Source organism: Streptomyces marispadix (assembly GCF_022524345.1).
Classification (GTDB): domain Bacteria; phylum Actinomycetota; class Actinomycetes; order Streptomycetales; family Streptomycetaceae; genus Streptomyces; species Streptomyces marispadix.
This window is the reverse complement of sequence record NZ_JAKWJU010000002.1, coordinates 4,704,002-4,728,687: the sequence shown is the minus strand read 5'-3', so window position 1 is coordinate 4,728,687 and position 24,686 is coordinate 4,704,002. Positions and strand designations below refer to the sequence as shown.

Genomic DNA, 24,686 nt, shown 5'->3' with positions numbered 1-24,686 from the left:
CCTTGCAGCCGCGCGCCTGACCCCTTGCGGCCTGCGGGCACCGCTGGGCGGGGCTCACGGGTGCCGGGCCGAGGCGACCGGGCGCCCCGACAGGCCGCCGCGTCCCGGCTGTCGAACCCTCCTGGCCTCGCCCCACGTCCCGTGTCCATCCCGTCCGTCCCGCCGGTCCCGCTGAGCTCCGACCGCCCCGCCCATGCCCGCCGCACTGCCTGCCGTCCCGCGCGGGCCCCATCGACCATCCCCGACGACCGTCCGACCGACCCCGTACGGAGCACCGGACCGACCCCCGGCGGACCCGTACGGATCGCCGTACCGGCCACCGGCCAGTCCCGGCGTACGGCGAAGCACCGCGAAGTACCCGCCCGTTCGCGGGCGTTCAGAAATACCCCGAGGAGGACCAGCGTGCGCATCGCACTCGTATCCGGTGACGGACTCCCCACGTCCGGACTGCTGACCGTGTTCCGCAACGTGCTTCAGGTCGGCCGCGACCTCGGCTGCGTCGACCTGCCCGTGGCCACCGACCTGGGCTACGCATGGCGTCCGGACAAGGCCGAGTACTTCCCGGCGGGCGGCTCCCGGCCCGCCGGATCCGGATGGATGGAGGTCACGCGGCGACGCGTACGGGACGGGATGACCGACGCGGAACGGGCGGACGAGCTGCTGTCCATCAGGGACGACGTCGCGGCCTACGGCTCGCTCGACGTCACGGCGCGGCGCGAACTGGCGTCCCGCATCGCCCGGTTGTCCGACGCCTACCGCGCGTACTTCGCCGAGTGGCTGGCCGAGTACAAGCCGGACTGGATATTCGGGCTCAACATGACCCTCTCCGACGCGGTGCCCGCCACCGCCGGGCTGCACGCGGCGGTACGGGACCACTTCGCGGGCGGACGCCGCGGCGGGATGGTCTTCTGGGATCACGACCTCTTCGGAAGCTGCGCCATTCACGACGAGGAGACCGGCGCCCGCATCTATCCGGAACGCCCGAACGACCTGACGCCGCTCCCCCGCGCCGACGCCCATACGCGGTGGATCGTCATCTCGGACGGACTCGCCAAGGAAGCAGCCTCCTATCCGACCGACGCGGTCCCCGAGATCGTCTCCAATCTGCTGCCCGCCGTTCCCCGTCGCCGGCCGGAGGCGGCGCACCGGGAGTTCGCGGCACAGCAGGGCCTGGAGCCGGGGCGGCCCGTGCTGCTCGACCCGGTGCGCGTCTTCCGCATCAAGGGCGTGGACGTGGCGGTGCGGCTGCTCGCGGAGATGAAGGACGCGGCGCTGACGGCCGGCGACCCGGTGCCGTATCTGCTGGTGTTCGGCGGCCTCGACGAGGACCCGGACTACGCACGCGAGGTGACCGCGCTCGCCGCGAGCCTGGGCGTCGAGGACGACGTCCGCTTCCTCGACGGCGTACCGCTGACCAGCTACCGCGACGACGACGGGCACTGGCGTCTGGACGAGGTGGATCTGCTGCGAGTGGCCTCCGCCTCGCACGGCGGCGTCGTCTTCACCCCCGGGGTCGCCGACGTGGAGACCGTGGGGCTGGGTCCCGGGCTCGCGGCGATGGCGGGGCTGCCGTGCCTCACCACGGAGTACGACGTCTTCGAGCCGGTGTACGGAACGGGGTTCTGCCGTGTGCGGATGGGCACCTCGCCCGGCTCGGTCCGTAACGGCGCCGTGGAGTTCGTATGGATGCTGGCGGGCTTCCGCAGGGATGACGACACGCTGCGGGCCGGGCTGGCGGCCAACAGGGAGATCGTGGAGGACCGCTTCCCGAGGGAGCCGTGGACGCGCTTCTGGCGGGAGCTGGAGTCGGCCGCCGGGTGAGGCGCGGCGAGGGCTGCGGGCACGGGCGGAGGGGGCGTGCGCTCCCCTGCCGCTCGGCCCTCGGTGGAGCGGCACCGGGCCCGGTGCCCGCCTGCCGCCCGCTCTGTGAAAGTGGCCTGTTTATTTGCTGCACATCTCTCACACATGCCGGTGCGCTCCCGCTACCGTGCGCCCATGACCGCGCGGCCCCCCGCTCCCGTGGCCTTGACAGGCCGGTACGTCGTGCTGGAGCCCCTCAGGATCGATCACGTCCCGGACCTCTTCGCGTCTCAGGGCGGCCTGGAGACGGAGTGGGGCTGGCTGCCCGTGCACGCTCCGCGCTCACCGGCGGAGATGCGGCTGATAGTCGAGCAGCGTCTCGCCCAGCAGGCGGCTGGCGGCGCCTTCGTCTTCGCCGTGCTGCACCCCGGCACCCGGCGGCCCGTGGGCTGGATCGCCTACCTCAACATCGGCGTCATCGACCAGCGCGTGGACATCGGCTGGCACTGGCTGGGCAACTCGCTGTCCGGCACGTACGCCACCGTCGAGATGCATCTGCTGCTGGTGCAGCACGCCTTCAACGACCTGGGATTCTCACGGGTCCAGTGGCAGCTCGACGACCTCGACCGCGCGAGCCACGAGATCATGAACCAGCTCGGGGCGGTGCGTGAAGGCGTGCTGCGGCGCCACCAGAGACGTCCGGACGGCACCTGGCGCGACACCGTCCTCTACGGACTGCTCTCCCCCAACCGCGCCACCCCCGCCGGCGGCAGTCCTCCGCTCGCGGTGACGGCGGCGCCCTCGGCACCCGTCACGGTCTGGCCCGCCGCGGGGTCCCCGCAGGCGGCCCGGCCCCGCCTGGGGCTTCCTCCGGCGGGCGGCGGATACCGGCCCTGAGGCGCCGGGCCATGAGTTACGGGCCGCTGTATCTCCCGGCGCCCGCGCCGGATCTCCCGGATCTCCCGGCGCCCCGCCCCGGAACGTTCTCAGGACGCCGCGGGCGGGCGCCGTACCGCTGTCAGCCGAGGCGCCCGAACGTGTGCGTCACATGCTCGGTGAGCATCGGCAGGCCGGGCTCGGGACGGCCGAGCGCAGCCGCCGACTCCGGCACCGAGCGGTGCTCCAACTCCCAGCCCAGAGCGGTCAGCCGGTTCTCCACGGGCACCCGGTCCCCTTCGGGGAAGAGGGACCTGAAGTCCATTCCGTAGCTCTCCGAACGCTCCAGCAGGACGGGGTCGTCGAGCAGTTCCGCCATGTCGTCGATGCGCTCCACGGCGAACCGGCTGCCCTCGGCCGAGAGGCGGCTCACCTCCTCGAAGAGCCGTGTCTCCGCCTCCGGCGGCAGATACGGCAGCAGCCCCTCGGCGAGCCACGCAGTCGGGCGGGACGGGTCGAAGCCCGCCGACTCCAGCGCCGCTCCCCAGTCGTCGCGCAGATCGACCGGTACGAGCCGGTGGTCGCAACAGGGGGCGGCCTCCTCCGACTTGAGAACCGTCGACTTGAAGTCGAGCACGGCGGGCTGGTCCAGCTCGAAGCAGACGGTGCCCGAGGGCCAACTCAGCCTGTACGGGCGGGTGTCGAGGCCGGAGGCGAGGATCACGACCTGGCGGACGCCGTCCTCGGAGGCGCTGAGGAAGTAGTCGTCGAAGACCCGTGAGCGCAGGCCCACATACATGGAGGTGGCCGTCCACAGCTCCCGGTCACGCTCCTCCACGGCGGCGCCCGAGCCCTCGGCGCCCTCGGAGGAGTCGGCGCCCTCGCCGCCCGCGCCCTTGCCACGCTCGGCACCGTCGGCGAAGGGGAAGGGCACCGGCGCCTGTGCCGCGGCGACGAGCCGTGAGGCGTAGGGATCGCGTATCAGCGCGTCAGGGCGCGCGGACTCGGCCGCTCTGCCGGCGGCCACCGCCAGGGCCGTGAGTCCTACTCCGGTGACGATGTCCCACTGCTGGTCCGTGCTCAACGGACACCTCCGTGTTCGCGGTTGTGCTGGCCCTTGCCGTACGGCGCGCGAACGGGCCGGAGGTCAGTCATGGCCGGCGTTCCTCGGGACACGCGGCACGGACCCCTGCGATCGGCGCCGGGCGCAGACTAGTAGATGGACGCCTCAAGCAACTATCAGCCCTCGTACGGAAGTTGGGGCACGTCGGCATCCTCCGGGACCGGCCGCCGGCAACCCGCCACGGGCGGGACCGCCCGTGGCACAGGAGCAGTCGGCGGGCAAGCGGCGCCCGCAGGGGCCCGTAGAGGGGGCGGTCAGCCGCGGGCGAGCGCCGCGACCTGGCTCGTGGTCAGCGGCCTGGGGAAGACCCGCACATCGTCGACGGTGCCCTCGACCCCGCGGAAGCCCTCGCCGAAGGAGAGCCCGCGGCCCACGGCGAGGCTGCCCTCGGAGGCGAAGCCGCTGCCGTGATCGGTGGTGTCCTCCAGACGCCCGTCGACATAGAGGCGGATCTCGCCGTCATCGTCGTCGTAGACGCCCGTCAGATGCGCCCATTCGCCCTCGTCGGGGCCGAAGTCGGCCGCCGCCTCGTCGGCTTCGGCCTCCTCGGCGTCCTCCTCGTCCTCGTCCGGGATGCGCATCTCCCAGCGCTCCTCGTCCGAGTCGTACTGGAGCAGGAACGCGCTGGACTCGTCGGCGTCCTGGGTGACCACGGCCTGGTCGTCCTCGAGGTCGTCCAGCCTGACGCGTGCCGAGACGGTGTAGCTGCCCTCGGTGTCGATCACCGGCCCGTCGGAGACGACGGCCTGGCCGCCGGAGAACGTCGCGGCTCCCCCGGCGATCGTCGTAGGGGGTTTCCGGTGAGCAGCCCGTTGCGGCCGTTCCCGGAGGTGTCGATCACCTCGCCGCCCTCGACCCTGTCGAAGAGCCATTCGAGGGTGGCGCCACCCACGGGAGGCTTCGACTCGGGCGGCGGCTTCTTGCTGCTGGGCGGCGGCTTGGAGCCGGGGCTCGACGGCGGCTTGGACGACTCGCTCTTCGACGGCGAAGGGCGCGGAGGGCCGGGCTTCTCCGGCGGCGCGGGCTGCGCGGTCTGCGAGGGCTTGGACTCGTTGCTCTGCGGCGCGCCCGGACGCAGATCGCCGGACACGGCGAACGCCACGGCGAGAGAGGCCAGTCCGATCAGGGCGACGCTCTGCACGAGCCGGTTGGCGCGCAGTCCCCGGGCCCATCGGCGGCCCGCGCCGGGCCGCCGGGAGTCCCAGCGGCCCAGGAGCCGGCGGCGGACCCTGCCCGGTGCGTGCGCCAAGTGCGCGCCGGCGGGGAGGAGTTCGAGGGCGGTCCCGACGGGCGCGTCCTCCTCCGCCCTGCGGGCCACGTAGTCCGCGCCGCCCCATGGGATGACGGCCTCCGCCAGGAACGCACCGAAGTCGACCCTCATCCGCCCGAGATCGGCGACCGCGCGGGAGCAGGTCGCGCAGCCTTCGAGGTGCGGCGCGAGGTCGGACGCCATGTCGATGGCGTTCTCCTCGGCGTAGGCGAGGACCATCCGGTGGAAGGGGCGGCACTCGTCCGCCAGGCCGGCCTGGTGCAGCTGGACGTAGATGTTGTACAGCTCGCTGCGCGCACGCCTCGCGATCGCGGGTACCGACTCGGCGTCGTGGCCGAGCAACGCCTCGATGCGTTCGGGCTCGTCGTGTTCGACGGACTGGTGCCACAGCACGGTCTGGCTGTGGTCGGCGACGCCGTCGAAAGCGCGTGAGGCCACCGAGGGCGGCAGGAACTCCGGCTCCGCCGGATACGCGCCCGCGCCGCCGGACCCGCCCGAGCCGTCCGCGCCTGCCGCACCGGTCAGCTCGGCCATGCCGGTCATGGCGTCCGTCCCGGCGTCCTGGGGCGGTGGAACGTTCGACTGAATCCAGGCGACCAACTCCGGGGTGAGAGCGTCACGTTGCTCGGTACGCGACCAGGCGACGGCCGTGCCCAGCACCACCGAGAGCGCCCTCGGACGGACAGCGCCCGACGCACCGCCGTCCCGCGGCCTCAGCGCCAGCTTCCACGCCCGTGCGGCGAGCACGTCGGCCGCCGAGGAGCTGTCGACGCAGGCCGACGCGTAGATCCTCACGGCCTGGAAGTGGCGCCGCTCCAGCTCGCGGAGCGCGGCAGCCGAGGGCTCCCCGCCTCCTCTTACGAGCCGGAGCAGTTCCGCGTCAGACAGGTGCGCGCATTCCATCCGTTCGTTCATTCTCCCCGATGGTTTCGGCGGCGGCCCCGTGCGGGGCGGCTGCTTCGCGTGCGGACCGGCGCACCCTGACCGCGCCGGTGACAAAGGTCGATGTCCAGCTCAGCGGAAGGAAGCCGAAAAGGCCATAGGCAATAAGTACCTAGCCGGGCACTGCTCCCGATGTCGCGGTCCAATCACCCGCCGGGGCGGGTTCGGGGGGTGCGGCATGGCCGACCCGGGTGGTTACCGCGGGTCCTCGCGGGCAGCGGTTTGACGGCCCGGTGTGAGGAGCAATGGCCATTCGGGAACCGGCAGTCGGGGCAGCCGCTCTTCCCGGCACGGCTGCCCCGACCCGGCTCTCACAAACGCCCGGCTCTCACAAACGCCTCGCTCTCACAGACGGGGGTCGACCGGTTCCGACTCCAGCGCGAGCACGGCGAACACCGCCTCGTGCACCCGCCACAGCGGCTCGCCCGCCGCCAGCCGGTCCAGCGCCTCCAGACCGAGGGCGTACTCGCGCAGCGCGAGCGACCGCTTGTGGCCCAGGTGCCGGGAGCGCAGCCGCGAAAGCTGCCCCGGCAGCGTGTAGTCGGGTCCGTAGACGATCCTCAGATACTCCCTGCCGCGGCACTTCACCCCGGGCTGCACCAGGCCCTTCGCACCCCTGACGAACGCCTCCAGCGGCTTGACGACCATGCCCTCGCCGCCGGACGCGGTCGCCTCCAGCCACCACTTCTCCGCCGCCGCCTCACTCGACGGGTCGCCCGCTTCGACCGTGATGCGTGACGTGCCGCGCAGCAGCGGCGGGCGCCCGGCGTCGGCGGAGGCAGCGCGGTCGGCGTCCACCAGCCGGTCCAGCCAGGCCAGTTGCCTGTCGTGCGGGAGCGCGGCCAGGGAGCGTCCCTCGGCGGCGAGTATCTGGAACGGGGCGAGGCGCACGCCGTCGAGACCGTCCACCGGCCAGCAGTAGCGCCGGTAGGCGGCGGTGAACGCCGAGGCGCAGCCTGCCCGTTCACGCTGCCGCTCCAGCAGCCCGTCGACGTCCACGCCCCGCTCCGAGGCGTCCCGCAGCGCGGCGAGCGCCGGAGGGAAGACCGCACGGGAGGCGGCACCGACGGCCGCGTACTGCTTGCGCAGCAGACCCGACGCCTTCAGCGACCACGGCAGCAGCTCCGCGTCGAACAGCAGCCAGTCCGTGGCCAGTTCGTCCCACAGACCGGCCCGTGCCACCGCTTCGCGCAGCCTGCCGAGCACCTCCTCGCCGACGGCGGGGTCGTCGAAGAACGGCCGTCCCGTCCTGGTGTGCACGGCGCCCGTGGTGCCGTCGTCGGCGCCGAACCGCCGCCGTGCGGCGTCCGCGTCCCGGCATACGACGGCCACGGCACGCGAGCCCATGTGCTTCTCCTCGCACACCAACTCCGTTACGCCGTCGGCCCGGTAGGCCGCGAACGCCTCCCGCGGATGCTCCAGGAATCCCTCCTGTGACGTCGTGGCGACCGGAGCCATCGTCGGCGGCAGATACACCAGCCAGCGCGGGTCGACCGCGAAGCGGCTCATCACCTCCAGCGCCGCAGCCGAGTTCTCCTCCCGTACGGAGACACGGCCGTGGTGCGCAGTCTCTACGATGCGCCGCCCCGCGACGTCCGTCAGCTCCAGCGGGCGGTCCCGGTGCCCGCGCGCTCCCGGCGCGGCCAGCGGGCGCACCGGCTCGTACCAGACCTGTTCGGCGTCGACTTCGGCGAGTTCGCGCTCCGGCCAGCGCAGCGCCGTCAGCTTCCCGCCGAAGACGCATCCGGTGTCCAGGCAGATGGTGTTGTTCAGCCACGACGCGGACGGCACCGGCGTGTGCCCGTAGACGACGGCCGCGCGGCCCCGGTACTCCTCCGCCCACGGGTAGCGCACGGGCAGGCCGTACTCGTCGGTCTCGCCCGTGGTGTCCCCGTACAGTGCGAAGGAGCGGACCCGGCCGGACGTGCGGCCGTGGTACTTCTCGATCAGGCCCGCGTGGCAGACGACGAGGCCGCCGCCGTCGAGCACGTAGTGGCTGACGAGGGAGTCGACGAACGCGGCGACACGCTCGGTGAACTCCTCGCTCTCGGCCTCCAGTTGGGCGACGGTCTCCGCGAGTCCATGGGTGAGCCGCACCTTGCGGCCCTTGAGGTGACGGCCGAGCTTGTTCTCGTGGTTGCCCGGCACGCACAGCGCGTGGCCCGCCTCGGTCATGCCCATCACCAGCCGCAGCACGCCGGGGCTGTCGGGGCCCCGGTCGACGAGGTCGCCGACGAAGACGGCGGTGCGGCCCTCCGGGTGGCCGGCGTCGACGGGCCGCCCCTCGGCGTCCCTCACGAGTACGTAGCCGAGGCGCGTGAGCAGCGACTCCAGTTCGGCGCGGCAGCCGTGTACGTCGCCGACGATGTCGAACGGGCCGGTCAGATGGCGCAGATCGTTGTACCGCCGCTCCAGGACGATCTCCGCCGCCTCCGCCTCCTCGGGGCCGCGCAGCACATGCACCTTTCGGAAGCCCTCACGCTGCAACGCGCCCATGGAGCGGCGCAGTTCGCGGCGCTGGCGGGGCAGCACGTGGCGGCCCGTCCCGGCACGGTCGGGCCGGCGCGCGTTGCGTTCCGCGCACACCTTCTCCGGGATGTCGAGGACGATCGCGACGGGCAGCACGTCGTGCTCGCGCGCCAGCTTCACCAGCGCCCTGCGCGCCTCGGACTGCACGTTGGTGGCGTCCACGACGGTGAGGCGGCCCGCGGCGAGCCGCTTGCCCGCGATGTGGTGCAGCACGTCGAAGGCGTCGCGGGTGGCGCCCTGGTCGTTCTCGTCGTCGGCCACGAGGCCGCGGCAGAAGTCGGAGGAGAGCACCTGCGTGGGCAAGAAGTGCCTGCGGGCGAAGGTGGACTTGCCCGATCCGGTGACGCCCACGAGGACGACGAGGCAGAGGTCGGGCACGCCGAGGACGCGGGCGGCGGCCTGCTCGGACGCGGCGACGGCGTCAGTCGGGGCCTGCTCGGGCCCGGGCATCTCGGGCGCCGTCGTCTCGGGCGCCGTCGTCTCGGGCGGGGTCGTCTCAGGCGGGGTCGGCTCCGTGCCGCCCGTGCGGGCGCCAGGTGTGGTGCCGGTCATCTGCGGCCCTCCTTCGCGCTGTCGTGAAGCACACCCGAACTCGGGGAAACCGCGGGCGAGTCGGCGGCCCCGCGGCCGCTCTCCCCTTCCGCCCCGCTCCCCGGCTCCGCCCCGCTCTCCGCGAGGAACACAGCCATCTGCGTCGGCGGACCGACCTCCGGGTCGTCGTCGCCGACCGGGCGGTACTCGACGCCGTACCCGTAGCGCCCTGCCACTTCCTGAGCCCAGGCACGGAACTGCGGCCTGTCCCACTCGAACCGGTGGTCCGGGTGGCGGGTCTTCCCCGCGGGCAGCGACTCCCAGCGCACGTTGTACTCGGCGTTCGGCGTGGTCACCACGACCCGGCGCGGCCTGGCCGTGCCGAACACCGCGTGCTCCAGTGCGGGCAGCCTCGGCGGGTCGACGTGCTCGACCACCTCGCTCAGCACCGCCGCGTCATAGCCCTTCAGGCGGGCGTCGCTGTAGGCGAGGGAGCCCTGCATCAGCTTCACGCGTGCCGCCTGCCGCTCCGTCATGCGGTCCAGGCGCAGCCGCCGCGCCGCCTCGTTCAGCGCGCGTACCGACACGTCCATGCCCACGACCTCCGTACAGCGGGCGTCCTTCAGCAGCGCGCCCACCAACTGGCCCTGGCCGCAGCCCAGATCGAGCACGCGCCGCGCTCCCGCCTCCTGGAGTACGCGCAGGATCGCCTCGCGGCGCCGCACCGCCAGCGGCACCGGCCGCTCCTCGGTGTCGGCGTCCTCGTCGACGGCGTTGTCCAGCTCCTCCGCCTCGCTGTCGTCGGCTTCGGCGAGCCTCGCAAGCTCCAGCCGTTCCATGGCGTCACGGGTCAGCGCCCGGCGCCGCGCCAGATAGCGGCGGGTGATCAGCTCCTGCTCGGGGTGTGCGGGCAGCCAGCCCTCTCCGGCACGCAGCAGCTTGTCGACCTCGTCGGAGGCCACCCAGTAGTGCTTGGCGTCGTCCAGCACCGGCAGCAGTACGTACAGATGGCGCAGCGCGTCCGACAGCCTCACCCGGCCGGACAGCGAGAGCCGCACATACCGCGACTGGCCCCACTCGGGGAACTCCTCGTCCAGCGGCAGCTCTTCCGCTTCGACGGCCCACCCCAGCGGCTCCAGCAGCCGCCGCACCAGGGCGGGCCCGCCGCGTGCGGGCAGCGCCGGGACGTCGACGCGCAGCGGCAGCTCCCGCCCGGCGAGTCCGGGCCGGGCGTCGCAACGGCCCTTCAGCGCGCTGGAGAAGACGGTACGCAGCGCCACCGCGAGCAGCGAAGACGCCGCGTAGGGACGGTCGTTGACGTACTGGGCCAGTGCCGGGCCGTGGGCGCCGCCGCGCCCCTTGCCCTTGCCGCGGCGGACCAGGGAGACCGGGTCGACCTCCAGCAGCAGCGCCGCGGTGCAGCGCTCCGGCGTCGCCTCCGGGTAGAAGACGTGGGCGTCGCCGCAGGAGGTGGAGAACCGCTGCGCCCTCTCCGGGTGCTTGTGCAGCAGGAACCCCAGGTCGGTCGCCGGGTCACGGGCGTTTCCTGTGGTGCCTATCGTCATGAACACCGGGCGAGTATCGCCGCTCGTACGGCGGCGGGCCCATCGCTTTTCCAGGGCTGTACGACAGGCGTGGACGTATCCGTACGACCGGCAGGGACGTATGCGTTCCCCCAACGGATGGGTCCGGACGGGGAGTTGATGCGTCACACCGGTGAACCGCACCCGCTGCGGACCCGGCCGCGCCGAGAACACCCGGGAAACAGCGACCGGACCGAACATCCGGCCGAACCACTCACCATCCGCCAATACCGGTCCGTACGGGTCCCTCCGGGCGCCCGGGTCCCTAATCTGCTGCGAGCCGACTTCCCGCGAAGGGGGCGACAGTGTGGATGCTCCGACAGCATGGCCCTTCGTCGGACACGAACGGGAGATCGCGGACTTCGACGAGGCACTGGCCGACGGCGAGTGGCACGGCTACGTCGTCCACGGGCCTCAGGGCATAGGCAAGTCGCACTTCGCCGAGGTCTGCCGGGAACGTGCCGCAAGCCGCGGCCACGCCACGGGCCGCGCGGTCGCGGTCTCCGAACCGGGCTTCCCCCTGGCCTCGTTGGCGCATCTCCTCCCGCCGGGCACGAGCGTCGACGACGCGGTGTCGCTCTTCGGGAAGGCACGTGACGCGCTGCTGCGGGCGAGCGCGGAACACGCGTCCGGCACGGACACCGGCACCGGCACCGGCACCGGGCCAAGCGACGGCGGCGGGCCGGGCACAGGCGGCAACGGCAACGGACCGGGCGACGGCGCCGCCGCGGATGCCACCGGCAGCGGCACCCCCCGCAGATTCACGCTCGTAGTCGACGACCTCGACGGGCTCGACGAGGCGTCCGCGTCGCTCACGGCCCAACTCCTCGAAGCCAAGGCCGTGTTCCTCGTCGCCACCGTCGGGTCGCTGAAGACGCTCGGCCCCGTCGCCTACCGCCTTCAGTCGGGCGGCCGGATGCGCCGCGCCGACCTCGGCCCGCTGAGCGAACCGCGCACCGGCGAGGTGATGCGCCGCGTGCTGGGCGGCCCGGTCGAGCCCCGCACCGTGTCACTGCTGCACCGGGTGAGCGGCGGAAACCCCTGCTATCTGCGGGAGTTCGTCCTCCAGTCGCTCACGGACGAGAGCCTGATCGACGACGGCGAGGCGTGGACGCTGATCGCCGACGTCGGCGTCACGCCGCTGCTGACGGAGATGGTCGAGCGCAGCCTGGCGGGCGTCTCCCCCGAGACCCGCAGGGCCCTCGACCGGATCGCGCTGTGCCAGCCCGTGGACGCCGCGGGGCTGCCGGACGGCTCGATCGACGAACTCGAAGTCCTCGGCCTGATACGCACATCGAGGGAGGGCCGCCGCGAGACGGTCTCCCTACGGCATCCGGCACACGAGAAGGTGCTGCGCTCCGCGATCCCCTCCCCCGAACGCCGCCGCATCCTCGGCGACGAGGCCGACCTGGTGCGTGCACGCGGCGCCAAGCGGCTCACCGACAAGATACGCATCGCCTCCTGGCAGCTCGCCGCCGACGGCTCCGCCGACCCGGACATGCTGCTGCGCGCGGCGACGCTCGCCCGCCGCACCCAGAACTTCCGTACGGTGCGCGAGCTTTCACGCGCCGCGTGCCGCGAGGGCGAGGACTTCCTCTCCAGGCTGCTGCTCGCCGAGTCGCTCTACGAACTGGGCGATCTCACCAGCGCCTGGGAGGTCTTCGAGGAGGCGGAGGCACGTGTCGACGGCGAGTTCGACCGGCTCCTCCTCGCACTCGGCAAGGCACGGCTGCTGGCCTGGGGTTTCATCGACGCCCGCAAGGCGCTCGACGTCAACGCCGAAGCGGCGCGCGAAGTCACCGAGCCGCGCCACCGGGAGGCGCTGACCGCGGCACGCGGCGCGATCCTCATGGCCTTCGGACGGCCGGGCGAAGTGCTGCGAGTCGCCGGCGGCACGGACTTCGAGGACAACTGCCTCGCCGGGGTGCTGGGCAACGGCTCGCGCGCCACGGCGCTGGTCGCCACCGGCAGGGTCAAAGAGGGCCTGGAGGCCGCGCACGACGCCTACGACGAACGGGTACGGCTGGAGGAGTCCCCGGCGATACCGCACCCCGTGGAGTATCTGGGCATCGTGATGTTCGCGCTGGAGGAGGAGGGGCGGTTGCACGAGGCGTACAAGACCGGCGAACGCGGCTGGCAGGAGGCCCTCGCCGACGACGTCGCGGGCGCGGAGGCACTGATCGCCGCGGCGCTCGCCCGCTGCGCGCTGCTGCTGGGGCGGCCCGCCGAAGCACGGCGCTGGGCGTCGCAGTCGGCGTGCATCGCCTCACGCAACTCCTTCCCCGGCGCCCTCCACATGGCGCTGGCGCGCAAGGCCGAGGCTTGCGCGCTGATGCAGGACGTCCCCGCCGCGGCCAAGGCCGTCGCGGCGAGCGAGGGGCTGCCGCGCTGGGGCGTGTTCCGCTCCGAACTGCCCCTGGGCGAGGCCTGGTTGCTCGCCGCGCAGGGCAAGCAGCAGGCCGCCCGCAGCCTGCTGTGGGAGGCGGCGGAGGACGCGCGTGACGCGGGCCATCTGGCGAGCGAGGCGAGGATCCTCACCGACGTCGCCCGCCTCGGCGACGCACGGGGCGCGGAGGGGCGGCTGCTTCATATCGCGGATGTGTCGGACGGACGGCTGACCGGCGCACGTGCCTCATACGTCTCCGCTCTCGCCGCCGGAGACCCCGAACGCCTCATGGACTCCGCCCGGTTGCTGGAGGACACCGGTGCCGCACTGATCGGAGCGGAGGCCGCAGCCTCGGCCTCTACGCAGTGGAGCCACCGCGGCGAACAGCGTCCCGCCACCGCCGCCGAGAACCTCTCCTTCGCGCTCCAGCGCCACTGCGAACAGGCCCGCACCCCCGGCCTGACGGTGCTGGGGGCGGCCAAGCACCTCACCGCGAGGGAGGCGGAGATCGCGGGACTCGTCTGCTCCGGGCTCACCAACGCCGAGGTCGCGGAGACCGTCACGATCTCCAAGCGGACCGTCGACAACCATCTCCAGAACATCTACCGCAAGCTGGGCGTACGGAGCCGACGGGCGCTGCGGGCGGAGTACTTGAGGGAGGACTTCGCGTAAGTGCGCCTGTACCGGCGGAAGTTTCGCGGGACGGGGCGCGGGCGTTCCCCGATCCTCGTGAACGGCGTAACGGCGTAACGGCGTGGACGGCGTGAACGGGGGGGCAGCGTCGGCCCGACGGCCGACTCGTGGGCCGCGGCCGTAATCCGGCAGGCCGCGTCGTTCCGCAAGCCCAGCGCGATACGCGCTCAAAGGGCCTGAGGCGCGGCCATCCAGCACGCGCTGAAAGTCTGTGAGGCGTGTCGCTGCCCCGCGGTACCGTGTCGCGGGTGAGCGTGCGACGCACATGGCGGGCCTGTACGGCCGGGGCGCCGGCGGAGAGCCACGAGTTCCACCGGCCCGGCCGGGAGCCGATGACCGACCTCGGCTGGATCGTGACCTTGGCCCAACCCGCCTGGCCCGGGGCGGAGTTCGGCCTGATGAGCCACGACGAGTCCGCCTCCTTACTGCGGGCCCTGTCCGTCGAGCCGGACGACGTGAACGCTCGCGTGCCCTGCTTCTTCGGCCGTGCGCCGGACGGAAACGGCGTCGACGCGGTGAGCCGGCGGTGAGCGGCGACCTGGTGGTCGTCGGCGCCGGCATCGTCGGCGCCTCGGTGGCCTACCACGCCGCCCGTGCCGGTGCCGTCGTGACCCTCGTCGACGCCAGGAGGCCGGGCTCCGGCGTGACGGCGGACTCGTTCGCCTGGATCGGAGCGTCCGGCGTACGCACCGGTCCGGCAGCCGCGCTGCGGGCGACCGCGGCGGACGAGTACCGCCTGCTTGAGGCCGAGCTGCCGGGACTCCCGGTGACCTGGTCCGGCTCTCTGTCCTGGGGCGCGGCGGACGCCGCGCCTGAGGCGGGGCCCGGGCAGGAGATCGTGGACGCGGCCACCGTGGCGACGCTCGAACCCGCCCTGCGGCAGCCACCGGAGTGGGCCGTCTGGGCACCCGGTGACGGCGCCGTCGACCCGGTCGGCGTGACCGAGCGCCTGGTCGCGGGTGCCCGCGCCCACGGCGCCCGGGTCCGTACGGATACCCCGGTCACCGCGGTCAGCCGGGACGCCGCGGGTCGCGTCGTCGGGGTCGAGACGGCTACGGGGCCCCTCTCCGGTGGGACCGTGGTGCTCGCGGCAGGGGTGGCCACGGCCGCGCTGGCCGCGCCGCTCGGCGTGCGCGTCCCGGTCGGCCCGTCACCGGCGACGCTCTTCCGGTTCCGCGCTCCGGCCGGCCTGGTCCGCACCGTGATCGACAACCGGGACTTCGATCTCCGGCAGGTCGCCGCGGACCGGCTACTCGCCGCCGCGGACTCGCCCCAACGGACTCTCGCCGCCGTCCGGTCCACATTCCGCGGCGCCGCGGACGTCGAGCTGCTCAGCACCCGGGTCGGCATGCGCCCCATGCCGGCCGACGGCGAGCCGATCGTCGGCCCCGTCCGCGAGGTGCCCGGCCTCTACGTGGCGGTGCTGCACTCCGCGGTCACGCTCGCCGCGGCCGTGGGGCGCCTGGTCGCACGGGAGCTGGTCGACGGCACCGTCGAGCCGTTGCTCGCGGGCTGCCGTCTCGACCGCCTCCGGCGGTCGGTCTGCGAACGGACCGTGCCCGGAGGAGGAACGACGTGAGCGTGACCGCCGCTTCGTAAGGGGGGTGGCGGGTGCGGTCCTGTCGTATCCGGCGGGGATGCCGCGGAAGCCCTTGAGTCGGCCGACGCGGCCCGCGGTATCAGCGGAGCGAGTAACTCCCCCTGCCCGTCGGTGAGTTCACGACGGCGTACCACTCCACCGTGATCCGCCACCGGACGTTCTTTGAAAGGAGGGCGGGCCCCGGGTACGGAACGTACGGGCGGCACGAGCACGGGACGTACGGTGGCACGAGCACGGGACGTACGGCGGCACGAGCACAGGACGTACGGGCGGCACGGGTACACAACGTACGGGCGGTACCGGCACGCGAGGCACGGGCGCAGCGGCGTGCGAGCAGGCGTAGGGACGGAACGTACGGACACGCCTCATGGAACGACGCGCATGACGCGACGCGCCCTCAGCGCCCGGCGAGCGCTGACACCTCCTTCGCGGTGAGGGCCCGCTTGAAGGCCCGTACGTCGTCGATCGCTCCGTCGAACCCCCGGACGAACTCCTCGCCCGCCAGGGCACGCCCCGCGGCGAAGTCCCCTTCCGCGTCGATGACTTCGGTGCGTCCCGTGCCGGGAGCGAGGCGTGGGACGCTGCCTGAGACGTCCCGGAAGATCTCGTCGGCCAAGGAGCCTCCCGGAAGATTCGGGTCGACGGTGAGGTCCTGGCCCGTTGCGGCCGGTCCGCCGAAGAATCCGCCGCCGGGACCGCCCGCGCCTCCGCCGAAGCCGCCCGCGCCGCCGCCGTCGAACCCTCCGGCCCCGCCGCCTCCGCCGAAGCCGTCGCCGCCTCCCCGCCCGTCGCCGCCGAAGCCCCCGCCCGAGGTCGTGGTCGTCGTGGTCGACGAGCCGCCGGACGTGGTCGTGGTCGTGGTGGAGTTCTGGGAGGCGTCGTCCCCGTCGAGCGACGCGGTGTCCTCAAGCTTGCCGTCGACGTAAAGCCGCAGTTCACCGGCCTCCGCGTCGTGGACGCCCGTCAGATACGTCCACCTGTCCGCGGGCGGCCCGGGCGGCCCGCCCGCCTGGATCAGGTCGGAGTCCTCGTCGTCCTCCTCGGGCGCGATCATCTCCCAGCGGTCCGAATCCGGGTCGTACTGCACCGCGAACCCGCTGATCTGCGAGGCGTCCTGGCTGATGACCGTCTGGAACTCCTCGGTGTCGTTCATCTTCGCGCGGGCCGACACGGAGAAGCTCTTGGACGTGTCGACGACGGGACCGTCCGCCACCACCGACTGCTCTCCCGCGAACTCCATGACGCCGCCCTTCCCCAGCTCCGGAAGCGGGTCGCCGTCCAGCTCGCCGTCCTCGCCGTTTCCGGAGGTGTCGACCGTGCGGCCGTCGTCCACCGCGTCGAATCGCCACTCAAGTGCCGCCCCCCGTACGGGTTTTGCGGGCTGGAACCCGTTCCCCGGTGGCGGTTTCGTGGCCGTCACCGTGGACGTGGCCGTCGCCGTGGGCTTGGCACCGCTGGGAGGCGCCGCCGCACCGGACTCGCCGGGACGCGGCGCCGCGTTGTTCTCCGCTCCCTGCCGCAGACCGCCCGTGTAGGCGACGGCGACGACGAGCGAGCAGAGGCCGATGAGCGCCGCCGCCAGTACGGCCCGGCGCGCACGGGGGCTGCGCCCGCCACCGGAGGCCGCGCCCGGCAGGGAACCCACGCCCCGAAGGGAACCCGCACCCGGCAGTGCCACCAGGCGCGTACGCAGAGCCCCGAGCAGCCGCCGGGGCGCCGCCGCACCGGCGGCCCCCGCGCCCGCCGCCCATGCCTTGAGCCCGCCTCCCCCGGACCGCAACGCGCCCGGCGCGCCGGAGACTTCGAGCGTCGGAGAGGACAGCGTGTGCGCGGAGAGGGCGTAGTCGGCGCCTCCCCAGGGGAGCAGCGCCTCCGCCAGTACGCTCCCGAACTCGAAGCGCATGCGCTCCAGATCGTCCACGGCCCTGGCGCAGTGGGCGCAGCGGTCGAGGTGGGAGACCAGGTCGCCCGGGGTGTTCATGGTGGTCTGCTCGGCGTAGGCCAGCAGCATCCGGTGGAGGCGACGGCACGCGTCGTCGACCGTCTCGTCCTGATGGAGACTGACGTAGGCGTTGTACAGCTCCCGCCGTGCACGCCTGTCGAGCAACTGGACGTCCTCGGCCTCGGAGCCGAGCAGTTCGTGTATCGCCGCCGCGTCGTCGTGCTCGACCTCGTGATGCCACAGCACCGTCTGGCTACGGGCGGGCAGCCGCTCGAAGGCACGCGCGGTCACCGAAGACGAACGGAACCGCGCCAGCCGCAGCGCCCCCGCGTCACTGCTCCCGTCGCCGCCGAATCCGGCCGCACCGGCACCGGCCGCCGGATCGAGTTCGAGCCCGTTGCTGCCGTTGCTGCCGCTGCTCCCGTTGCCGGAGACGAGGGCGGCGATCAGGTCGGCGTCGCCGCCGGTGCCGCCGTTCACGGCTGTGCCGCCGGCGCCGTCAATGCCGCCGGACCCGTCCGGCTCGAACTCGAACCAGTTCACCAACTCCGCTGCCAGCTCGGCCCGTCGGCCCATACGCAGCCACTCGGCGGCGGTTCGCAGCACCGCGGCGAGCGCACGCGGACGCACCGCCCCCGTGATGTCCTCGTCCAGGGGCCGCAGAGCCTGTTCCCACGCCTCCCCGGCGAGCCTGTCGCCCGCTACGGGGCTTACGACGAACGCGAAGGCCCGTACGGCCTGATAGTGACGCTTCTCCAGTTCCTCGCGCGCACCGGAGGCCGTCCCCCCGTCCTCCTGGACTAGTTGGCGCAGGTCGGCGTCAGACAGTCGCGTTAATACCATCCGCTCGTTCTTCCCCGGGCAGTCGACGGCGTCTCGACCGACGGACCGAAGCCGAAGCCGGTCCGCGGTCTTCACCTGTGGTCTTCGTCTGACTTCATGCTGCTGGCGTCTGCTGCTGGCTTGTGCTGCTTCTCGTGTCTTGGCCTCTGCTGTCTACGGTCTCCGGCTCTGTCGTCGTCGGCCGGGCGTCTGCCGGTGGGCCGGTCGCTGGCCTGCCGTCCCGTCGACCCGGCCGGTCGCCCGTCGTCTCGTCTGTCGTCTCGTCAGTCGTCTGTACCGTCCAACCGCCGTCTCCCGCTGGCCATTTGTCGACTTCCGAGCACGACGCACCACCACGCCCGGCGGTTGTGCTCACCCAGGATCACAGAACGGTGACGGCGGCGACATGAGCAATTCGTACCTAGACGCGGCAGTGCGATTCGCACGCGTCAGATCGCCCACCGGCCCGGCCCGCCGATCCCGGCCCGGCCCCGGCCCGTCCGCCACGGCACCCCACCCCATGTGATCCCGCGTTTCCAACGCTCACGCACAATCGTCACCGAAGGCACATTGCCCGGGAGGCCCCTGCGCGGAAGTGTGTTCGGCAGCCGGAGTGCGGGCCCGTCGCCGCCGTCGTCGTCGAAGCCCCCGTACCGCTCCGGCAGCAGTCCTGTTGCGAAGGAGCCGACCATGGCGGGAGCGGACGGGGAGGCCGGGCAAGCCGGTGCCCACGCCCACGGAAGCGGCCAGCGCGAGACCGGGCCGTCGGGGCCCGGCAGGCGCACGTTCCTCACGTATCTCGTGGCCGCGCCCACGCTCGCCGTGGCCACGAGCGTCGGCACGGAGGCCGCCGCCCCGGCCGAGGCGCACGCCGCGGTGCCGTCGCCGCCGGCGCCCGCCGACGTGCTGGACCTGGGCGATGTGCTGATCCTCGCCGGGAAGCCGACGGCGGACATGCTCGTGCTGAAGATCGACGAAGAGGGCACGGTGCACTTCCGGCTGCCGCGTGAGGAGGTCGGGCAGGGCCTGACGACGGCGGTGGCGATGCTCGTCGCCGAGGAGCTGGACGTGCCGCTGGAGAAGGTACGGGTCCGACTCGACGACGCGCGCCCGGAGTTGCTGTGGAATCAGCTCACGGGCAGTTCGAACTCCATCAGGTCGCTCTACGGCCCGGTCCGGCAGACCGCTGCCGCCGCCCGTGCCCGTATGGTCGCGACCGCGGCCCGTAAGTGGGACGTCGAGCCCGGCGGGCTCTCCGTCCGCGAGGGCGTGGTCGTCGGCCCAGGTGGCCGACGGGCCTCCTACGGGTCGCTCGCGAAGGCCGCGGGAGGCGAGCGGACCGAGGAGCTGAGCGCCGAGAAGACCAGGCCGAAGGCCGAGTCGGACCATTCGCTCGTCGGCAGCCCCACCTCCCGCATCGACGCGCGTGCCATCGTCACCGGGCAGCAGCAGTACACCCTCGACCTGGACGTGCCCGGCGCGAAGCCCGCGATGGTGCGACGGCCGCCGACGCTGGGCGGCACCGTGGAGAGGGTGCACAACGAGGCCGCCGTGCGTGGCATGCCGGGCGTCCTCGACGTGGTCGTCGTGGAGACCGGTGTCGCCGTGGTCGCCGAGACCTTCGGGCAGGCGCTCGACGGCAAGGAGGCCCTGGAGGTCAGCTGGGGCAAGGGCACCGTCGACGGACTCTCCGACGACGAGATACGCCGAAAGCTGCGTGCCGCCACGCCGCCTCTCGCCGTGCCCCCGGTGCTGACGGAGCACACGGACGCCGAGTTCGACTTCGCGTTCGTCTCTCACGCCCCGCTGGAGTCCAACGCGGCTGTCGCGGACGTAAGGGAGGACCGGGCGACCGTCTGGTCGGGGCTGAAGTCGCCGATCGTGGCGCTTCAGACCATCGCCGCCGAGCTGGGGCTGCCGCAGGAGAAGGTGACCGTCCACGTCGTGCAGGGCGGCGGCTCGTTCGGGCGGCGGCTGTTCTTCGACGCGGCCCTGGAGGCGGCACGCATCTCCAAGAAGAGCCGGCGGCCGGTGCGGCTGATGTGGTCCCGCATCGACGACATGCGCCACGGCAGGATGCGGCCCGCCACCCACCACAAGATCCGCGCGACGCACTCGCTGGGCAACGTGGTCAGCTTCGAGCACCGGGTGGCCGCCGTCGAGACCGACTTCCGGCACGGCCTCGGCGAGATCCTCACCGCGAACGCCGCGAAGCTGCCCGTGGCGGGCAACGCGACGCTCGCCCAGTCGCTCTTCCTCACCACCGTGAAGTCCCCGTACGACTTCGGCGTCACGACGCAGCTACTCGACGAGGTGCCGCTGAAGATGCCCACGGCGTCCTGGCGTTCGGTCTACTCCGCGAACACCCGCGGCGCCGAGGAGATGGTCGTGGACGAGCTGGCGGCGAAACTGGACAAGGACCCGGTCGCCTTCCGGCACGAGTTCCTCAAGAACGCCCGTCAGCGTGCCGTACTGCACAAGGTCGCGGAGGAGGGCGAGTGGGGCCGGGAGATGCCGAAGGGCTGCGCGCAGGGCGTCGGCTTCCACGAGGAGTACAAGTCGCGCACGGCCTGCCTCGTCGAGATCGACGCCCGCGACCCGAAGAAGCCGCGGGTGACGAAGGCCGTGATCGCCGTCGACGTCGGGCGTCCCGTCAATCCGCGCGGACTTGAGGCGCAGATGCTCGGCGGTCTCACCGACGCGATCTCCACGACGCTGAGCGCCGGGCTGCACATCGACGACGGTCTGCCCCTGGAGGGCAGCTACTCGCAGTTCCACTACGCGAGGCAGGCCGACAGCCCGCGAGACGTACGCGTCCATGTGATGCCCGCCGAGGAGGGAGCGGAGCCGGGCGGCGCCGGAGAGCTGGGCGTGCCCGCGGCCGTCGGCGCGGTCGCCAACGCCTATGCCCGCGCGACCGGCACCCGGCCGCGCTCCTTCCCCGTGAACTTCGACGTCGACTTCGACCCCTTCCCGCGTTGAGGAGCCCGAGTTGCCTTCCCACACCTTCTCCGTCAACGGCGAGAGCGTCACCGTCGAAGCCCCCGACGACATGCCCCTGCTGTGGGTGCTGCGCGATCTGCTCGGCGTGCGCGGCCCGAAGTACGGCTGCGGCATCGACGTCTGCAAGGCATGCACCAGCCATCTCGACGGGCGTGCGGTCAACCCCTGCGTGGTGCCCGTCTCGGAGGCCGAGGGCCGCGAGGTGACGACGATCGAGGGCCTCGCCGACGGGGAGAAGCTGCATCCGGTGCAGGAGGCGTGGCTGGAGCAGGACGTCGCCCAGTGCGGCTACTGCCAGCCCGGCCAGATCATGGCCGCCGTCGCACTGCTGCGCAGGACGAAGGACCCCTCGGACGAGGAGATCGACGCGATAGCGAACGTGTGCCGCTGCGGCACGTACTTCCGCATCCGGCAGGCGATCAAGAAGGCGGCGGCGCTGATGCGGTAGCCGCGAGGAGTGCGAGAAGCCGTGAGGAGTGGATGAAGCAGGTGCACACGGGGCGAACCCGTGATGTGCGAGTGCGGTGACGGGAGTAACGCTGCTGCCCTGCCATGGCGCTGAGCGGAATGCGGGCAACCGGAGTTCCGGGGGCTCGACTCCGGAAGCCCGGCTCCGGTGGCTCAGGTCCGGTGGTTCGGCCTTGGTGGCCCTGCTTCGAGGACCCGCCGTGCGGAACCGGCCGGAATCGACCGGCAGCACGGCCCGGACCGGACGGCGGGGAGCCGTCGGGCCCGGGGGAACCACGGGGAGTCCGCCTGGATTCCGCCCGCCCGCGCGGCCGTAGCCGTTCTTCTCCCTGGACGAGATCCTGACTGCGACGAGACGCCGATTGCGCGTCGGATAGGAACCGATCCCGTGAGCGACACCCAGCCCATGCCCCGCCAGCCCTATCACCAGGGCCCGAGCGGTCCCCCTCCGGGACCGGCGCCCGTCTACCGGCAGGGCGGTCCGCCTCCGGGTCCCCCCGGCCCCGGCTACCAGGGCGGCGGCCCGCCGCCCCCCGACTACGGCGGCTACGACGGTCCGCCGCCCGCTCCCCCGCGCCGTGAGCGCCGTCCGCGCGGTGACGGCGAGGGCGCGCAGCGCGCGGCGCTCGTCATACACACGATCGCGGACATCGCCGCCGTGATCCTCGGGCTGTGGATCATGCTGTATCTGCTGGAGGCGAACCAGGCCAACCCGTTCGTGGAGTTCGTCAAGGGCACCGCCGACTGGCTCGCCGCCTGGGCGCAGGACATCTTCACGATGGAGAGCGAGGGCCTGCGGGTCTTCTTCAACTACGGCCTCCCGGCGTTGATCTACCTGCTCGTGGGGCACGGCATCTCGGCGCGCGTACGCAGGCTCTGAGCGGCGCCGGGGGCGGCTCCCCGGCCCTCGTACGGAGAAGAGCGCCGCGAGCGGCGTGCGGGTATGCGGCGTCGCGCCGAGCGGCGTGCGGGTATGCGGCGTCGCGCCGAGCGGCGTGCGGGTATGCGGCGTCGCGCGGATGCGGTGTCGCGGAGGTGCGAAGCCTCGCTCAACGCCCGTACGCACGCCGCGACTTCGCGGCCGTCGGCACAGCGCCCCCGTTCCGGGTGCCCCAGCGGCACCGGGGCGGGGGCGCTTCCGTGTGGGCGGACGCATCCGTCGCAGGGGTCCGCGGGCGCATGCGGCACGGGCGTCCGCGTACGCACCCGGTGCACGCGCACCCGGCGTACGCATCGGCCGGACGTATCCGGCACCGGCGGACATGCACACCGTGGCGGGCACGGTGATCAATCGCGGGTAATTGCCCGGCGGATTACGGGTATTGACGCCCGCTTTACCGATGCGGCACCTGAATTTGTTACCGACTCATGACAGTCGCGCTCGGTCACATTACCGCCTCGTACAACGACCGGCGCCTCTCGCATCGCTTAGGCGAGTTCATCCTGGCCATGCGCGGATTTCCACCTCCGGTGCACCGCGCACGCATTGGAGGCCCGTTGCAGGCGAACACGGCGACCGAAGTACGGACGGCAGCGGACACACGGCCCGAAGAGGCGCCCGTGGCCCGGGGATTCGGCTGCGCATTCATGAGCCGACCCGTCACCGAAATCCCTGCTGAGGCCGGGAAAAAACACGCAACGTCACTAACGACTACAGAGACTTCGCGAACTCCACGCGGGCTGCACATATGGAAGCCGAGCGAATCCTCCGCCCTCGCGCGAGCCCGCCAAACCGGCACCAATCACCCGGAAAAAGGTGCATAACATCCCATACGAGGTGGGGACTTCGCCCGGGTGACCCCTCCGGGACGCCTCTCGGGCAATCGCGGCACAAAAAAGTCACACAGCCATTTGAAGAAACCCGATTCCGGGTGACACTGTGAGCCGAAAGTCGTTCGAGAGGTACCCACATGGTGTCAGCCAAACGAGCCGTCGCCCGTGCCGTTTACGGTTCGCGTTACGACAGCGTTCCGTGGGAGCAGCGCGTCTACATCAGGCCGGGCGAACGAACAATCAGGGAGCTTCAGTGGCGGAGGCTGCTGCGCACCTCGCCCGTCATATCCCTCGATGAATACCGCTCCCGCGTCAAGCTGGGCGCGATCGAGGAGTTCATCTCCTGCCACATGTGCGGCGAGACAAGGCAGCAGCCGCTTTTCCAGCCGTCCAAGCTGAAGAAGAACGGCAAGACCGCCTGGACGTACAACGTCGTCCGCTGCCCCTCCTGCGGATTCCTGTACCGCAACCCCAACGTCCTGCCCGAGCGCCTCGGCGATCTGTACTCCAAGAACTACAGCAGCTTCCTGACCGGCAACTACGCCGCGAACCGGCAGCGCCGCTACCGGCAGGCCATGGACGCCTTCAGGCCGGTCTTCGAAGAGGGCGACAAGCGCCGGCTGCTGGACTTCGGCTGCGGCGCCGGGCTCTTCCTGGAGCTGGCGGAGGAGCGCGGCTTCGACGCACATGGCGTCGACCTCTCGCCGGACTCCGTCAAGGAGGCCAACGAGCGCCTGACGTCGGCCACCGCACACTTCGGCGCCCCCGAGGACGTGCCGGAGATCGCGGCCGGCGGCTTCGACGTCGTCACCCTGTGGTCGGTGCTGGCCCATCTGCCGCGCCCCGTCGACGACTTCACCACCTTCCGCAACCTCCTCGGCCCCGGCGGCGTGCTGATGATCCTCACCGTCAACGCGCAGTCGCTGCTGCTGAAGGCGTACGGCTCGAAGTGGAACGGGTTCACCCGGAACCACCTGATGTTCTACTCGCGGGAGACCATGCCGAGGCTGCTGCGCCAGGCGGGCTTCGCGGGAGTGGCGTTCGAGCCCTTCTACGGCGACACCATCGAGGCCGGTACGACGAGGCTCAGCGACGCACACGCCCAGCGCCTCCGCCAGTCCGTCGACATCAGCAACGGCGGCAACATGCTGCGGGCGCTGGCCTTCGCCGACGACGAGGCGATCGACCGCTGGGGCGACGGACGGCCGGTGCACCGGCTGACCTGACGCCCGGCGCCCGCGAACCGGCGCTTCCGAAGCGCCTGTTCGCGGGCGCCTGTTCGCGGGCGCCTGTTCGCGGGCGCCTGTTCGCGAAGCCGTGCTCGCTCAGGCCACTGCCCGGCGTG

General features: G+C 72.3%; 14 protein-coding genes and 1 pseudogene. 9 read left to right on the top strand and 6 right to left on the bottom strand.

The features are described from left to right. The first annotated feature begins 402 nt into the window (after positions 1–402). Positions 403–1,821, top strand: a complete 1,419-nt coding sequence (locus tag MMA15_RS19885; RefSeq protein WP_241061493.1) for a glycosyltransferase family protein — start codon at positions 403–405, stop codon at positions 1,819–1,821. A 174-nt stretch (positions 1,822–1,995) separates the two neighbouring features. After that, positions 1,996–2,697, top strand: a complete 702-nt coding sequence (locus tag MMA15_RS19880) for a GNAT family N-acetyltransferase (protein ID WP_241061492.1) — start codon at positions 1,996–1,998, stop codon at positions 2,695–2,697. Positions 2,698–2,818: 121 nt separating this feature from the next. Here MMA15_RS19880 and MMA15_RS19875 read toward each other — a convergent pair whose 3' ends face one another. From MMA15_RS19875 to MMA15_RS19855, 5 genes are all read right to left on the bottom strand, one after another. Continuing rightward, the gene (locus MMA15_RS19875) at positions 2,819–3,760 is read right to left on the bottom strand and encodes an SAM-dependent methyltransferase (RefSeq protein WP_241061491.1); all 942 of its coding nucleotides are present in this window, start codon (positions 3,758–3,760) and stop codon (positions 2,819–2,821) included. A 293-nt stretch (positions 3,761–4,053) separates the two neighbouring features. Next, positions 4,054–4,524, bottom strand: coding sequence for a LamG domain-containing protein (locus MMA15_RS19870; RefSeq protein ID WP_241061490.1), 471 nt, complete (start codon positions 4,522–4,524; stop codon positions 4,054–4,056). Further along, complete coding sequence (locus MMA15_RS19865) at positions 4,521–5,984, bottom strand: hypothetical protein (RefSeq protein ID WP_241061489.1); 1,464 nt, start codon at positions 5,982–5,984, stop codon at positions 4,521–4,523. The genes MMA15_RS19870 and MMA15_RS19865 overlap by 4 nt, the downstream gene beginning before the upstream one ends. 372 nt (positions 5,985–6,356) lie before the next feature. Beyond that, positions 6,357–8,990: a polynucleotide kinase-phosphatase gene (locus MMA15_RS19860; RefSeq protein ID WP_241063314.1), complete on the bottom strand. Its 2,634-nt coding sequence runs from the start codon at positions 8,988–8,990 to the stop codon at positions 6,357–6,359. A gap of 98 nt (positions 8,991–9,088) precedes the next feature. Continuing rightward, positions 9,089–10,642 (bottom strand): 3' terminal RNA ribose 2'-O-methyltransferase Hen1, encoded by a 1,554-nt coding sequence (locus MMA15_RS19855; RefSeq protein WP_241061488.1) that lies wholly within the window; start codon positions 10,640–10,642, stop codon positions 9,089–9,091. A gap of 319 nt (positions 10,643–10,961) precedes the next feature. Here MMA15_RS19855 and MMA15_RS28285 point away from each other — a divergent pair, with 319 nt between their 5' ends. The 3 genes from MMA15_RS28285 (at position 10,962) to MMA15_RS19840 (ending at position 15,312) form a co-directional block, all read left to right on the top strand. Beyond that, a complete protein-coding gene (locus MMA15_RS28285; RefSeq protein WP_241061487.1) occupies positions 10,962–13,712 on the top strand; it encodes a helix-turn-helix transcriptional regulator in 2,751 nt (916 codons plus the stop codon). Positions 13,713–13,981: 269 nt separating this feature from the next. Then, a complete protein-coding gene (locus MMA15_RS19845; protein ID WP_241061486.1) occupies positions 13,982–14,263 on the top strand; it encodes a VOC family protein in 282 nt (93 codons plus the stop codon). After that, entirely contained in the window at positions 14,260–15,312 is a 1,053-nt protein-coding gene (locus tag MMA15_RS19840) for an NAD(P)/FAD-dependent oxidoreductase (RefSeq protein WP_241061485.1), read from the top strand. The genes MMA15_RS19845 and MMA15_RS19840 overlap by 4 nt, the downstream gene beginning before the upstream one ends. Positions 15,313–15,730: 418 nt before the next feature. Here the strand turns inward: MMA15_RS19840 and MMA15_RS27980 are convergent, their stop codons facing one another. Continuing rightward, a complete protein-coding gene (locus MMA15_RS27980; protein WP_277400421.1) occupies positions 15,731–18,118 on the bottom strand; it encodes a LamG-like jellyroll fold domain-containing protein in 2,388 nt (795 codons plus the stop codon). A 669-nt stretch (positions 18,119–18,787) separates the two neighbouring features. Between MMA15_RS27980 and MMA15_RS19830 the strand changes: the two genes are divergently transcribed. The 4 genes and pseudogenes from MMA15_RS19830 to MMA15_RS19815 all read left to right on the top strand — a co-directional run bounded on the left by MMA15_RS19830 (position 18,788) and on the right by MMA15_RS19815 (position 24,567). Then, on the top strand, positions 18,788–21,079 hold the full coding sequence (locus MMA15_RS19830; protein WP_241061484.1) for a xanthine dehydrogenase family protein molybdopterin-binding subunit: 2,292 nt from the start codon (positions 18,788–18,790) through the stop codon (positions 21,077–21,079). A 10-nt stretch (positions 21,080–21,089) separates the two neighbouring features. After that, a complete protein-coding gene (locus tag MMA15_RS19825; RefSeq protein WP_277400420.1) occupies positions 21,090–21,548 on the top strand; it encodes a (2Fe-2S)-binding protein in 459 nt (152 codons plus the stop codon). A gap of 597 nt (positions 21,549–22,145) precedes the next feature. Beyond that, positions 22,146–22,448 (top strand): annotated as a pseudogene (locus MMA15_RS19820) (hypothetical protein); the annotation flags it as partial. A gap of 1,030 nt (positions 22,449–23,478) precedes the next feature. Continuing rightward, positions 23,479–24,567, top strand: a complete 1,089-nt coding sequence (locus tag MMA15_RS19815; RefSeq protein WP_241061483.1) for a class I SAM-dependent methyltransferase — start codon at positions 23,479–23,481, stop codon at positions 24,565–24,567. Positions 24,568–24,686 lie beyond the last annotated feature (119 nt).